The following is a 13,674-nucleotide window of genomic DNA, read 5'->3' as shown; positions in this document are numbered from 1 at the left end:
GAACGCCGTCGTCAATCCCCTCCCGGCGAGCGCCGGGGCGGCTTACCGTGACCTCGGTCGGACCCGGGGCCCTGAGCGGAGCGCCTCCCGGGCCGACCGGGAAGGCGGTGGACGATGACGGGCTGGAACGCGGACACGCTCGCGAATACGGCGGGGCCGGGCGCCGTGACGATCGTGGAAGGCACGTCCTTCTGCGTCTCCGGGCCGAACGGCGACGTCGTACCCGACCTGCCGCAGGGCGCGTTCTTCCGCGACACCCGCGTCGTCTCCCGGCTCACCCTCCTCGTCGACGGCTCCCCCGTGGAGCCCCTCTCGTCGCTGTCGCCCGAACCGTTCCGCGCCGTGTTCGTCGGCCGCGCCGGTCACGTGCCCGGCCGCGCCGACACCCCCCTCACCGTCGAGCGGGATCGGCGTATCGGCACCGACCTCGTCGAGACGATCACGTTGCGCAGCTACTCGCGCGACCCGATGCCGGTGCGCCTCGAGGTCGTGTTCGAGGCCGACTTCGCCGACATCTTCGAGGTCAAGGAAGGTCGCGTCGGCCGACACCCGCACCCCGTGCTCGAGGAGGAGTCCGGGCGGTACCGCCTCGGCCCCGCAGGAGACGAGGGCGACGGCAGGTGCCACCTGCTCCTCGCGTCCGACGGCACCGCCTTCCGCGGCGACCGACTCGGACTCGAGGTCGTGCTCCCCCCGCGCGGCACGCTGTCCCGCACGCTGCGCGTGGTGCCCGAGTACGCCGTCGGCTCGGATGCCGCGCCCCACGTCGACGCGGCGGACCCGGAGCCCGAACGCCGGTTCCTGGCCTGGCAGTCCGACTCCCCGGTGTCGACGCTCGAGGACGGCACCGTGGAGCGGGTCATCCGCCAGAGCCGGCGCGACCTCGGCGCGCTGCGCATCTTCGATCCCGCCCACCTCGACCGGCCCGTGGTCGCGGCCGGGGTGCCGTGGTTCATGGCGTTGTTCGGCCGCGACTCGCTGCTGACCTCGTACATGTCGCTGGCGCTCGACCCGTCGCTCGCGCTCGGGACCCTGCAGACCCTCGCGAGCCTGCAGGGCACGCGCGAGGACGCGGCCTCCGAGGAGCAGCGCGGGCGGATCCTGCACGAGGTGCGCCTGGGCGCCACCACGAACCTCGCCCTCGGCGGCGGCTCGGTCTACTACGGCACCGCCGACGCGACCCCGCTGTTCGTCACCGTGCTGGGCGAGCTCGCACGCTGGGGCGGGCTGCCCCAGGACGCCGACGGACTGATCGACGCCGCCGACCGCGCGCTCGAGTGGATCGACCGCTACGGCGACCGCGACGGCGACGGGTTCGTCGAGTACGCCCGGCTCAACGACCACGGGCTCGTGAATCAGGGCTGGAAGGACTCGTGGGACGGCATCACCTTCGCCGACGGCACCCTGGCCGTCGCCCCGATCGCGCTGTGCGAGGTGCAGGGGTACGTGTACTCGGCGTTCGTCGCGCGCGCCCTGCTCGCCCGCATGCGCGGCGACGAGGCATCCGCTGCGGTGTGGGACCGCCGCGCGGCCGACCTGAAGCAGGCGTTCAACGAGGCGTTCTGGCTGCCCGACCGCGGCTACTTCGCCCTCGCGCTCGACCGCGACAAGCGACCCGTCGACGCGTGCGCGTCGAACATGGGCCACTGCCTGTGGAGCGGCATCGTCGACGACGACAAGGCCGCCCAGGTCGCCGCCCACCTGCTCTCACCCGAGCTGTTCTCGGGCTGGGGCGTGCGGACGCTCGCCACCGACATGGGCGCGTACAACCCCGCGAGCTACCACAACGGCTCCGTCTGGCCCCACGACAACGCGATCATCGCCGCCGGGCTCATGCGCTACGGCTTCGTCGACGAGGCGAACCGCATCGTCACGGGCCTGTTCGACGCGGCCTCGCACGTGGGCGGCCGGCTGCCCGAACTGTTCTGCGGCTTCGCGCGCGACGACTATCCCGAGCCGGTCGCCTACCCGGCCTCCTGCTCGCCGCAGGCCTGGGCCGCCGCCACCCCGCTGTCGCTGCTGCGGACCATCCTGCGGTTCGACCCGTCGCTGCCGACCGGCGACGTCTGGATCGCGCCGACCTCCGCGGACGTGCTCGGCGACATCCACCTCCGGAACGTGCCGTTCGCCGGCACCCGCATCGCGCTCGACACCTCGAGCATCGGCACCTCCGTCACCGGCCTGCCCGCCGGCGTCACCCTGCACCACGAGCCGCGCCCGGCGGCCGGAGTGCCCACCCGAAGGGAACCCTCATGAGAATCGGCATCATCGCGCCCCCCTGGATCCCGATCCCGCCGAAGGCGTACGGCGGCATCGAGTCGTTCATCGACACGCTCGCCCGTGCCCTGCAGGACGCGGGGCACGACGTCGTGCTCGCCGCCTCCGACGACAGCACCTCGCCGGTGCCTCGGCTCGCCGGGTTGGAGCCCTCCGACCCCGCCACCATGGGGGTCACCGCGCACGAGCTGCGCCACCTGCTGCGCGCCTTCGCCGGGCTGGGCGAGGCCGACGTCGACGTCATCCTCGACAACACGCTCGCCGGCCCGATCATCGCGAAGACCGCGGCGACCGTGCCGGTGGCGACGGTCGCGCACGGCCCGCTCATCCCGCTCGAACAGGAGCTGTACCTCGCGGCGGCCGACGAGGTCGCGTTCGTCGCCATCTCGCACCGGCAGGCCGCGCTCGCGGGGCCGGTGCCCATCGCCCGGGTCATCCACCACGGCATCCGCGTCGACGACGTGCCGGTCGGGCGCGGCGGCGACACTGCCTGCTTCGTCGGGCGGATGCATCCGACGAAGGGCATCCCGCAGGCGATCCGGGCGGCGGAGCTCGCCGGCATCCCGCTGCGCATCGCCGCGAAGATGCAGGAACCCGCCGAGGAGGAGTACTTCGCCGAGGTGGTGCGGCCGGCGCTCGGCCGCAACGCCGAGTACGTCGGCGAACTGGACAGCGAGGAGAAGCTGGAGCTCATGGGCGGCTCGTGCGCGCTGCTGAACCCGATCCAGTGGGACGAGCCGTTCGGCCTGGTGATGATCGAGGCCCTGGCCACCGGCACCCCGGTCGTCGCCACGCCGCGAGGCTCGGTGCCCGAGATCGTGGACCAGGGCCGGACCGGGTACGTGGCCGCGGAGCCCGCCGCCCTCGCCCGCGCCCTCGTGGACGCCGCGGACCTCGACCGCTCGGCGTGCCGCCGGGCCGCGGAGACCCGCTTCGCGGACGCCCGGATGGCCGCCGACTACGCCGCGTTCTTCGCCGACCTCGTCGGCCGGAAGCGCGGGCCCGAGCGCGCCGGCGCGTCGCGGCCGGCCGCGATCACCCTGGAGCGAGCGAGGTGGTGCTCCCGCCGGGATTCGAACCCGGACTGCTGCGAGTTTAAGTCGCCTGCCTCTGCCGATTGGGCTACGGGAGCGCACGTCCACGCTATCGCCCACGGCCCGGAGGGACGCACCGCCCGCGGCGGCCCGACCCCGGTCGCCGTCATGGCGCCGGACGGGCGAAGGGGGCCGCATCGGATGGATGCGACCCCCTTCGACGGTCGTGTGCGCGACGCGGCGGCTCAGCCGGCCGCGACCGGCTCCTTGGCCGACTTCTTCGCGGCCTTCGCCGGCTCGGCGGCGGGCGCCGGAGCGGCCTCGACGGCCGGCTTCGGGCGCGAGGCGAACGCCTCGAACTGCGCGCGCGGCGTCTGGGTCGCGGCGAGGGACACGATGTCGCGGCCGAGCCAGAAGTTGTTCCACCAGCCCCAGAACACGCGGAACTTGCGCTCCCACGTCGGGATGGCGAGGCCGTGGTAGCCGCGGTGCGCGAACCAGGCGATGACGCCCTTCAGCGCGAGCTTGCCCGACTGGAACACGCCCGAGCCGATGCCGAGGCCGGCCACGGCACCGAGGTTCTTGTGGACGTACTCCTTCGGCTCCTCGCCGCGCAGCACCGCCACGATGTTCTTCGCGAGCAGCTTGCCCTGGCGCACCGCGTGCTGGGCGTTCGGCACGCAGTAGCCGCCGACGCCGCCGCCCGTGAGGTCGGGCACCGCGGCGATGTCGCCGGCGGCCCAGGCGTCGGCCACGAACTCGTCCTCGTCACCGACGCGGAGGTCGGCGCGGGCCTGGATCCGGCCGCGCTCCTCGACCGGGAGGTCGCTGGTGCGGACGATGCCCGGGTTCGCCATGACGCCGGCGGTCCAGACGATCAGGTCGGACTCGAAGCTCTCACCCGTCGACAGCTCGACGACGCCGTCGACCGCGCTCTTCAGCTGGGTGTCGAGGTGGACCTCGGCGCCGCGCTGGGCGAGGTGCTTGAGCACCCAGTGGCTGGTCTCGAGCGAGACCTCGGGCATGATGCGGCCCATCGCCTCGATGAGGTGGAAGTGGGTCTCCTCGAAGGTGAGCTGCGGGTAGTACTTCAGCAGCGAGCTGGCGAACGAGCGGAGCTCGGCGAACACCTCGATGCCGGCGAAGCCGCCGCCGACGACGACGAACGTGAGCAGGCGCTCGCGCTCGGGGCCGGCCGGGAGGGCCGCGGCCTTGTCGAAGTTCGTGAGGACGCGGTCGCGGATCGCGACGGCCTCCTCGATCGTCTTCAGGCCGATCGCCTGGTCGGCGACGCCGGGGATCGGGAAGGTGCGCGAGACGGCGCCGCCCGTGACCACGACGACGTCGTACTCGAACTCCCACGGCTCGCCCAGCTCGGGCGTGATGGTCGCGGTCTTCGACGCGTGGTCGATGCCGGTCACCTTGGCGGTGATGACGTTGGTCTTCTTCAGGTGACGGCGCTGCGCGACGACCGAGTGGCGCGGCTCGATCGAGCCGGCGGCCACCTCGGGCAGGAACGGCTGGTACGTCATGTACGGGAGCGGGTCGACGATGGTGACCTCGGCCTCACCGGCGCGCAGCCACTTCTCGAGCTTCCATGCGGTGTAGAAACCCGCATAGCCGCCACCGACGATCAGGATCTTGGGCACGCTGAGACTCTCTCCTCGACTCGGGGGGTGCGAACTCACCGCTCGGAGGAACGTCCGGTTCGCCTGATGTGCCTTGAAGCTCCGATGCCCAATAGCGCTGCAAGCGTACCAAATCCAGCTGTGAGCGAGAGCGGCACCGTGATGTAGGCCAGCGTCCACGGCGTCGGCAGGAGCGTCTGGGCGCTGTCGGCACGTGGCAGCGGGGGGTCGGCATTCGGCACGATGGGCTGCTGGGTCGCCTCGGGGTCGGGCGTCTCCGCCTCCGCGCGGCGGTGCAGCACGATCCACTCCTCGAGGCTGCCGAGCGGGTTCGCGTCGACGCTGGGGACGTCGGCCGTCAGCGCGCGCACGGGGTCGATCAGGCCGTAGCCGTACAGCGGGCTCGGCACCTGCTGGCCGTTGGGGTCGGCCGTCTTGATGACCCGGTTGATGACGTTGTTCGCGTCGAGGTCGGGGTACTCGGCCCGCACCAGTGCGACGAGGCCCGACACCAGCGGCGCGGCACCGCTCGTGCCGCCCCAGACCACGTGGCTGCCGTCGGGCATGACCCCGACGAGCTCCTCCGACGGCGCTGCGACGGCGATGCTGATGCCCTGCGAGCTCGCGTCGAACGACGCGTTCTTGTCCTTGTCGACGCCGGCGACGGTGAGCACGCCGGGGATCGTCGCGGGAGCGCCCACCTCGGTCGTCCCGCTCCCCCGGTTGCCTGCGGCGGCGACGATCACCACGTCGTGCTCGAACGCGTAGAGGAACGCGTCGTCCCAGCTCTCGGGCCAGTCCCGGGTGTTGCGGGTCAGCGACATGTTGATGACCTTCGCGCCCGCGTCGACCGACCACTTCACCGCTGCGGCGATCTGGTCGTCGTTCGAGATCGCCGATCCGGTGTCCTCGCCGAAGGCGACCGATGCGGCGAGCAGCTGCGCCTCCGGGGCGACGCCGATGACGCCGCTGCCCGGCCCCGTACCGCGTCCGGCGAGCAGGGAGGCCACGAGCGTGCCGTGCTGGCTCTCGTCGCCCACCGGCGTCTGCCCGTCGGGACTGCCGATGCCCGAGACATCCGTGCCGCCGACCACCACGCCCTGCAGCTCGGCGACCGAGCCCTTCACGCCGGTGTCGATGACGGCGACCTTGACGCCGGAGCCGCGCGACGTGTTCCAGGCCGTCGTGAAGCCGTACTCGGTCAGCCAGTACTCGAGGTCGCGCACGGTGTCGGCGCGGGCGGGCGCGACGCCCACGCCGAGCAGGGCGACGGCGGCGACGAGCACGGCGGCCCCGCGGAGCGCACCGCGGCGGATGCGTCCGGCGGGGCCGGCCGGCCGGCTCACTCGGGGTCCACCCCGTAGTCCGGGCATTGGCACACCTCGGGCGTCCACGCCGACCGCGCGAGCGCGAGGTCGCCGATGGGGTTCGCGCCGGGACCGGCGGCCAGGGCGTGGGCGGCGACCGCGTGCAGGCACTTCACGCGCGTCGGCATGCCGCCGGCCGAGACGCCCGCGATCTCGGCGACCTCGCCGAACTGCTCGCGGTCGGCGAGGTAGTCGACGTGGGCGCGCGCGTAGCCGGCCGCGACGTCGTCGTCGGCCGCGAGCAGCTCGTTGCACTCGACCATGAGCTGCGCGGCCTCGAGGAAGCTCATCGCCGCCGTCGCGACCGGGTGGCTCAGGTAGTAGAACGTGGGGAACGGCGTGCCGTCGGCCAGGCGCGGCCTCGTCGACACCACGGTCGGCGCACCGCACACGCAGCGCGCCGAGATGCCGACGACGTCGCGCGCCGGGCGGCCGAGCTGCGCGGAGACGATGCGGATGTCCCGCTCGGTGACCTCGTCGAAGGGCGGTCGGGTCATCGGTCCTCCTCGGCGGCGGGCTGGTCGCCGGGCGCCTGGGTCGGGTCGGGCTGGGTCGGGTCGGCCGGGGCGGGGTCGGCCGGGTCGGGCGCGAGCCCGACGGTCATCACGGAGGTCAGCATCGAGCGCAGCCAGTCGGGCTTCGACTCGGTGACCTCGGCGGACACCGCCTCGCCGGTCGCGGCCTTGGCCGCCTCGGTGCGATCGTCGAGCACGAGGTAGCTGACCTCGCCGGGCATGACGTAGTAGAGGCGCTCGCGCGCCTGGGTGATGATGAACGTCTCGTCGTCCCACCGCTCGCGCTCGGCGCGCAGCTGCTGCACCTCGGCCTCCTGCCCGGAGACCTTGGCGCGCAGCTCGGCGATCTCGCGGCGCTGGTCGGCGAACGCGGCGATGGTCGGCGCGAGCACGACGACGCCGACCACGAGCACGCCCATCATGATGACGGTGAAGCCCGAGAAGCGGATGCCGCTCAGCCAGCCGGTGCGCAGCGCGGCGGCCTGCCGGGCGGCCGCGAGCCGGCGTGCGGCGCGAGCGCGACGGGACTCCGCCTCGGCCGGAGAGGCCGCCTGCGGCCGGGAGGGGCCGGTCGGGCGGGTCGGGCGACGGTCAGCTGCCATCGTTCCTCCTCGCCTGCCTCCGAGCCGCCGGGTGACGGCTCCTCCCCCGGATACGACGGTGGCGGGGCGACTCGTCGCCCCGCCACCGTCGATACGTCACGCCGTGAAACGGGGGAACGCGGAGCGACCCGCGAACACTGCGGCGTCGCCGAGCTCCTCTTCGATCCTCAGGAGCTGATTGTACTTCGCGACGCGCTCGCTGCGGGCGGGCGCGCCAGCCTTGATCTGACCCGCGTTCGTCGCGACCACGAGGTCGGCGATCGTCGTGTCCTCGGTCTCGCCGGAGCGGTGCGACAGCATCGCGGTGTAGCCGGAGCGCTGCGCGAGGCTGACGGCGTCGAGCGTCTCGGTGAGCGTGCCGATCTGGTTGACCTTCACGAGCAGCGAGTTCGCGACGCCGCGCTTGATGCCGTCGGCGAGGCGCTGCGGGTTGGTGACGAACAGGTCGTCGCCGACGAGCTGCACCTTCGAGCCGAGCGCGTCGGTGAGCGACTTCCAGTTGTCCCAGTCGTCCTCGGCGAGCGCGTCCTCGATCGTGACGATCGGGAAGTCGCGCACGAGCTGCTCGTAGTACTCGATGAGCTGGTCGGCCGACCAGTCCTTCTGGTCGAGGCGGTACACGCCGTCGTTGAAGAACTCGGTCGCCGCGACGTCGAGGCCGAGGGCGATGTCCTTGCCGGGGGTGAAGCCGGCCTTCTCGATGGCCTTGACCAGGAAGTCGAGGCCCTCGCGGTTGCTGGGCAGGTCGGGGGCGAAGCCGCCCTCGTCGCCGAGGCCGGTCGCGTAGCCGGCGGCCTTCAGCTCGCCGCGCAGCACGTGGTAGGTCTCGACGCCCCAGCGGAGCGACTCGGAGTAGGTCTCCGCGCCGATCGGCGCGAGGAAGAACTCCTGCATGTCGATGCCGTTGTCGGCGTGCTCGCCGCCGTTGATGACGTTGAACAGGGGCACGGGCAGCACGTGCGCGTTCGGGCCGCCGAGGTAGCGGAAGAGCGGCAGGTCGGCCGACTCGGCCGCCGCCTTCGCGACGGCGAGGCTGACGCCGAGGATGGCGTTCGCGCCGAGGCGGCTCTTGTTCTCGGTGCCGTCGGCCGCGATGAGGGCGGCGTCGACGAGGCGCTGGTCGCTGGCGTCGAGATCCTCGATGGCCGGGCCGAGCTCGTCGAGGACGGCGTCGACGGCCTTCTGGACACCCTTGCCGAGGTAGCGCGACTTGTCGCCGTCACGCAGCTCGTACGCCTCGAAGGCGCCGGTGGAGGCACCCGAGGGCACCGCGGCGCGGGAGAGCGAGCCGTCGTCGAGGAGCACCTCGACCTCGACGGTGGGGTTGCCGCGAGAGTCGAGGATCTCGCGAGCTCCGACTGCTTCGATGAATGCCACAGTGAACTCCTCTGTGCGTGGGGTGGTTTCAGGAAGACGCCGTCGTGATCCCGCGCCATTCTAGCCACGGCAGGCATCGGACGGGGTTCCGCGACGGCTCGCGTCAACCCCTACCGGCGGTGCCGGCGGAGGCCTATGGTCGCCGTGTGGCCGGCGGCCGCCGGCCCCGACGGTTGGAGGAGCGATGACCGATCCGCTGCGCCCCGAGGGCGAGTACACCGAGTCCGAGGTCCCGGGCGAGCCGATCCCGGAGCCGCCGCTGGTCGAGGGCGAGTACACCGACTCGCAACTGCCGGCCGACGCCCGCTTCCCGAAGGAGGAGGAGGGACTCGTCGACGGCCGCGGCGACCTCGACGCCGACGACATCGACGACCCCGACTTCCAGCGGGGCAGCCCGTCCTAGCTAGCCTCCGAGCTCGCGGAACTCCAGCTCCGCGGCATCCGTCACCGTCGACGACACCGTCGCGAACGCGTCGAAGCCGTCGGCGGTGACGCGGTCGAGCAGGCCGCGCAGGTTCTTCACGCGCCGCTCCAGCCGCACGCGGGCGCCGGATGCCACGAGCTCGGCCTTGAGGGCGACGAGGCGCTCGAACGGGACATCCGCATCGTGCACCAGCACGACCGCGCGCGGCCGGGCGTCGTCGGCGACCTCGAGGAGGTCGACGATGCGCTCGAAGCCGATCGAGAACCCGCAGGCGGGCACCTCCTGGCCGAGGAACCGGCCGATCATGCCGTCGTAGCGGCCGCCGCCGCCGAGCGAGTAGCCGAAGTCGGGGTGCGCGATCTCGAAGATCGTGCCCGTGTAGTAGCCCATGCCGCGCACGAGGGTCGGGTCGAACTCGATGGCCGCGCCGGGCAGGGCCGCGCGGAGCGCGCGGAGGTCGGCGTACGCGTCGAGGTCGAGCCAGGCGGGCGGCGGCACACTCTGCCCGGTCTGCGACGCCTGGCGATCGTGCAGGTGCCAGTCGGCGCCCTGGAGCTGGCGCAGCTCGTCGGCCACGTCGGCCTTGGCGACGCCCAGTTCGGCGAGTTCGGCGGCGACCCCGTCCGGGCCGATCTTGTCGAGCTTGTCGATCGTGATGAGGGCGCGCTCGCGCAGCTCGTCGGGAACGCCCCACGAGCCGAGGATGCCGGCGAGGATGCGCCGGTCGTTCAGGCGGATCGCGCAGCCGGCGAGCCCGAGGGCGTCGAGCGCGGCGAGCGTCGCGGTGAGCAGCTCGAGCTCGGCCAGCGGGCCGGCCTCGCCGATGATGTCGATGTCGCACTGCACGAACTGGCGGTAGCGGCCCTTCTGGGGGCGCTCGGCGCGCCACACCGGCGCGATCTGGATGGCCCGGAACACGGGCGGCAGCACGGCGCGGTGCGTCGCGTAGAACCGGGCCAGCGGCACGGTCAGGTCGTACCGGAGGCCCAGGTCGGCGAGCGCGAGCGCGTCGCCCGACTCGGCCGCCGCGCGCAGGTGGTCGCTGCTGAGGCCGCGCTTCATCACGGCGAAGGCGAGCTTCTCGTTGTCGCCGCCGAGCCCGGCGTGCAGGCGCGACGAGTCCTCCATCACGGGCGTCTCGATCTCGTCGAAGCCGTGCGCCGCGTAGACCCCGCGGATCACGCCGAGGGCGTGCTCGCGGCGGGCCTTGTCGGCGGGGAGGAAGTCGCGCATGCCGCGCGGAGGGGTGACGGGTGCGGCCATGGCGCCCATTCTTCCAGTCGAGGCAGGCGGGCTCGAACCGCGGGCGCCGCGCCGCGTCGCCCGCGACCCGCCGGGCCCGGCCTTGCCCTGCGCGGCGGACCTCCGCTAGCCTCCCTCGCATGCAGCTCTCCGGTCTCCTCCTCCTTCGCCGCCGCGGCGAGGCCTGAGCGACCGGCTGCCTCGACGCGGCGTCCGCCCCTCCCTGCCGGTCATCCACGACCACCAGGTGAGGAAGACCACGACATGACCGCGACCGCTCCGCGCTGGAACCGCCAGCGCCCCTCCTCGATGCCCTCGCACCGCTACCGCGACGTGTTCTCGCGCGTCGCCGTGCCCGACGACGACCGCCGCGACTGGCCGTCGGCACGCGTCGAACGCGCCCCGCTGTGGGTGCCCGTCGACCTGCGCGACGGCAACCAGGCGCTCGCCGAGCCGATGGACCCCGCCCGCAAGCTGCGCTTCTTCCGCGAGCTCGTGCGCATGGGCTACCGCGAGATCGAGGTCGGCTACCCGTCGGCCTCGCAGACCGACTTCGACTTCGTGCGGCTGCTCGCCGAGACCGACGAGGCGCCCGACGACGTGACGCTGGTCGTGTTCACGCCGGCGCGCCCCGAGCTCGTCGACCGCACGATGGACTCGATCCGGGGCATCCGCAACGACGTCGTCGTGCACCTCTACGTCGCGACCGCGCCCGTGTGGCGCGAGCGCGTGCTGCGCCGCGGCCGCGACGAGCTGCGTGTGCTCGTCGCCGCGGAGAGCGCGCGCGTGCGACGTGCGGCCGGCGACGACCCGCGGGTGCGCTTCGAGTTCTCCCCCGAGGTGTTCAACCTGACCGAGCCCGACTTCGTGCTCGAACTCGCCGACACGGTCACCGACGTGTGGGATGCCTCGCCCGAGCGGCCCGTCATCGTGAACCTGCCCGCGACCGTCGAGGTCGCGACCCCGAACGTGTACGCCGACCAGATCGAGCACATGCACCGCAACCTGCCCCGCCGCGACGGCGTCGTGCTGTCGGTGCATCCACACAACGACCGCGGCACCGGCGTGGCCTGCGCCGAGCTCGCGGTGCTCGCGGGGGCGCAGCGCGTCGAGGGCTGCCTGTTCGGCAACGGCGAGCGCACCGGCAACGTCGACCTGGTGACACTCGGCCTCAACCTGCACGCGCAGGGCGTCGACCCGATGATCGACTTCTCGCGGCTCGACGAGGTGCGGGCGACCGTCGAGCACTGCAACCGCCTGCCGGTGCCCGTGCGGCACCCGTACGCCGGCGACCTGGTGCACACCGCGTTCTCGGGCACGCACCAGGACGCGATCCGCAAGGGCTTCGCGCACCACGCCGCGCGGGCGGCCGAGCTCGGCGTCCACCCGGCGGATGCCCCGTGGGAGGTGCCCTACCTGCCGATCGACCCGGCCGACGTCGGGCGCAGCTACGAGGCGGTGGTGCGGGTGAACAGCCAGTCCGGCAAGGGCGGCGTCGGCTACGTGCTCGAGCGCGAGACCGGCGTGGTGCTCGACGCCGACGAGGAGCGTGCGTTCGCCGCGCTCGTGCAGGCACGCGCGGAGGAGACCGGTGCGGAGCTCGGCAGCGCCGACATCGTCGCCCTCTACCGCGCGGCGCGGGTGGGAGCGGCGTCGTGAACGGGCCGGGACGCGTCCTCGTCGTCGGGGCGACCGGCGTGCTCGGTGCACCCGCGACCCGTGCGCTCGCCGCGACCGGGCGGACCGTCTTCGGCACGAGCCGTCGCGCCGACCGGCTCGCCGCGGTCGAGCGGGCGGGCGGCCGCGGGCTCGTGCTCGACGTCTTCGACCCGGTGTCGGTCGACGCGGCGCTCGAGGCATCCCGGCCCGACGCGATCGTGTTCCTCGCGACCGACCTCGCCGGGCTCGACTTCGGTGCGAACGCGCGGCTGCGGCTCGAGGGCGCGCCCGCCCTCGTCGCCGCGGCGCGCGCCGCCGGCGTGCCCCGGTTCGTCGCGGAGAGCGTCGCGTGGGCGGCCGACGACGACGCGCCGGTCGCCGCGCTCGAGCGGGCCGTGCTCGCGCACCCCGGCGGCGTCGTGCTGCGCTTCGGCCTGCTCTACGGGCCGGGCACGTGGTACGCGGCCGACGGCTCGTCGACGCGGGCAGCCGGCGACGGCGAGGTCGTCGCGACGACGGATGCCACGAGCTGGGTGCACGTCGACGACGCGGTGTCGGCGACCGTCGCGGCCCTCGACTGGCCGCCCGGCGTCGTACCGGTCGTCGACGACGACCCGACCCGGCTCGCCGAGTGGGGTCCGGTGCTCGTGCGCCGGGCCGGCTTCGCCGGGGAGCCGCGGCTCACGGCGCGCGCCCCGGGGCGGGCCGTCGACGGCGCGCGGGCCCGAGCGCTCGGGTGGGCGCCCGCGCACCCGTCGTGGCGGGACGGGCTCGGGCTCGACTGAGGGCGCGCGCCGGGCGCGCTCCGGGCGCGCGCGGAGCAGGCACCGGGAGCTCAGCTGCCGGTGCGCTCCTGCGCGGCCGCCTCCACCGCGTGCACGTCGTCCTGGAACCGGCGGATGGCGGCGCGCAGCGCTCGCTCGGGGTCGAGGCCGCGCCCGCGGGCGTCGGCGACGAGTGCGAACAGGTGGTCGCCCAGGGCGTCCTCGTCGACGGCCGCCTCCGGCGGGAGCGAGGCATCCGATCGGCCGGCGGGCGCGACGTCGAGCTGCTCCGCCTTGCCGAGCACCTTGTCAGCGAGCGCGAGCGCGGGCATCCCCTGCGGCACGCCGTCGAGCACGCTCGTGCGATGCGGCTTCTCGGCGGCCTTCAGGTCTTCCCAGAAGGCGACGACGTCGGCGGCCGTCTCGGCCTCGCGGTCGCCGAACACGTGCGGATGCCTCGCGACCATCTTGGCCGTCATGTGGCGGGCGACGTCGTCGATGTCGAAGTCCTCGCCCGCGGTGTGCGCGGCGAGGTCGGCGTGGAAGAGCACCTGGTAGAGCACGTCGCCGAGTTCCTCGATCATCTCGGCGCGGTCGCCCGACTCGATCGCCTCGACGAGCTCCCAGCACTCCTCGACGAGGTAGCGGACGAGGCTCTCGTGCGTCTGCTCGGCATCCCAGGGGCATCCGCCCGGCGCGCGCAGGCGCGCGACCATCGCGACGAGCTCCTCGAGGCCGGGGTGGGCTGCTGGCGTGCCGGTCATGCCCGCCAGCCTAGGCCGCGC

General features: G+C 73.5%; 11 protein-coding genes, 1 tRNA gene and 1 pseudogene. 5 read left to right on the top strand and 8 right to left on the bottom strand.

Annotated features, from left to right (window positions below):
* Window positions 1-114: 114 nt before the first annotated feature.
* Both ACGGZK_RS10100 and ACGGZK_RS10095 read left to right on the top strand, forming a co-directional pair.
* Window positions 115-2,256 carry a glycogen debranching N-terminal domain-containing protein gene (locus tag ACGGZK_RS10100; protein ID WP_395242535.1) on the top strand — a complete coding sequence of 714 codons (2,142 nt, stop codon included), beginning with the start codon at window positions 115-117 and terminating at the stop codon, window positions 2,254-2,256.
* A pseudogene (locus tag ACGGZK_RS10095) lies at window positions 2,253-3,158 on the top strand (glycosyltransferase); the annotation flags it as partial. The gene ACGGZK_RS10100 and the pseudogene ACGGZK_RS10095, both read left to right, overlap by 4 nt.
* Window positions 3,159-3,332: 174 nt before the next feature.
* Here ACGGZK_RS10095 and ACGGZK_RS10090 read toward each other — a convergent pair.
* The 6 genes from ACGGZK_RS10090 to eno all read right to left on the bottom strand — a co-directional run bounded on the left by ACGGZK_RS10090 (window position 3,333) and on the right by eno (window position 8,800).
* Window positions 3,333-3,409: transfer RNA gene (locus ACGGZK_RS10090), tRNA-Leu, on the bottom strand.
* A gap of 147 nt (window positions 3,410-3,556) precedes the next feature.
* Window positions 3,557-4,960, bottom strand: coding sequence for an NAD(P)/FAD-dependent oxidoreductase (locus tag ACGGZK_RS10085; RefSeq protein ID WP_395242534.1), 1,404 nt, complete (start codon window positions 4,958-4,960; stop codon window positions 3,557-3,559).
* Between the two features lie 35 nt (window positions 4,961-4,995).
* Complete coding sequence (locus ACGGZK_RS10080) at window positions 4,996-6,285, bottom strand: S8 family serine peptidase (protein ID WP_395242533.1); 1,290 nt, start codon at window positions 6,283-6,285, stop codon at window positions 4,996-4,998.
* The gene (locus ACGGZK_RS10075; RefSeq protein ID WP_395242532.1) at window positions 6,282-6,803 is read right to left on the bottom strand and encodes a DUF501 domain-containing protein; all 522 of its coding nucleotides are present in this window, start codon (window positions 6,801-6,803) and stop codon (window positions 6,282-6,284) included. Before ACGGZK_RS10075 ends, ACGGZK_RS10080 begins: the two co-directional genes overlap by 4 nt.
* Window positions 6,800-7,423, bottom strand: coding sequence for a septum formation initiator family protein (locus ACGGZK_RS10070; RefSeq protein WP_395242531.1), 624 nt, complete (start codon window positions 7,421-7,423; stop codon window positions 6,800-6,802). Before ACGGZK_RS10070 ends, ACGGZK_RS10075 begins: the two co-directional genes overlap by 4 nt.
* A gap of 96 nt (window positions 7,424-7,519) precedes the next feature.
* Window positions 7,520-8,800 (bottom strand): phosphopyruvate hydratase, encoded by a 1,281-nt coding sequence (gene eno / locus ACGGZK_RS10065; RefSeq protein ID WP_395242530.1) that lies wholly within the window; start codon window positions 8,798-8,800, stop codon window positions 7,520-7,522.
* A 184-nt stretch (window positions 8,801-8,984) separates the two neighbouring features.
* Here eno and ACGGZK_RS10060 point away from each other — a divergent pair, with 184 nt between their 5' ends.
* Window positions 8,985-9,203, top strand: a complete 219-nt coding sequence (locus tag ACGGZK_RS10060; protein WP_395242529.1) for a hypothetical protein — start codon at window positions 8,985-8,987, stop codon at window positions 9,201-9,203.
* On the opposite strand, the gene hisS is transcribed toward ACGGZK_RS10060, so the two are convergent.
* Window positions 9,204-10,487: a histidine--tRNA ligase gene (gene hisS / locus ACGGZK_RS10055; RefSeq protein ID WP_395242528.1), complete on the bottom strand. Its 1,284-nt coding sequence runs from the start codon at window positions 10,485-10,487 to the stop codon at window positions 9,204-9,206.
* A gap of 243 nt (window positions 10,488-10,730) precedes the next feature.
* On the opposite strand from hisS, the gene ACGGZK_RS10050 reads away from it, so the two are divergent.
* Together ACGGZK_RS10050 and ACGGZK_RS10045 are read left to right on the top strand one after the other, a co-directional pair.
* Window positions 10,731-12,125 (top strand): 2-isopropylmalate synthase, encoded by a 1,395-nt coding sequence (locus tag ACGGZK_RS10050; RefSeq protein WP_395242527.1) that lies wholly within the window; start codon window positions 10,731-10,733, stop codon window positions 12,123-12,125.
* On the top strand, window positions 12,122-12,910 hold the full coding sequence (locus ACGGZK_RS10045; RefSeq protein WP_395242526.1) for an NAD-dependent epimerase/dehydratase family protein: 789 nt from the start codon (window positions 12,122-12,124) through the stop codon (window positions 12,908-12,910). Before ACGGZK_RS10050 ends, ACGGZK_RS10045 begins: the two co-directional genes overlap by 4 nt.
* A 50-nt stretch (window positions 12,911-12,960) precedes the next feature.
* Here ACGGZK_RS10045 and ACGGZK_RS10040 read toward each other — a convergent pair whose 3' ends face one another.
* Complete coding sequence (locus ACGGZK_RS10040) at window positions 12,961-13,653, bottom strand: YabN family protein (protein ID WP_395242525.1); 693 nt, start codon at window positions 13,651-13,653, stop codon at window positions 12,961-12,963.
* Between the last annotated feature and the right edge of the window lie 21 nt (window positions 13,654-13,674).

Origin of the sequence: Agromyces sp. MMS24-K17, assembly GCF_043950245.1 — a bacterium.
In the GTDB taxonomy this organism is placed as follows: Bacteria; Actinomycetota; Actinomycetes; order Actinomycetales; family Microbacteriaceae; genus Agromyces.
This window is presented reverse-complemented; position numbering and strand designations above follow the sequence as displayed.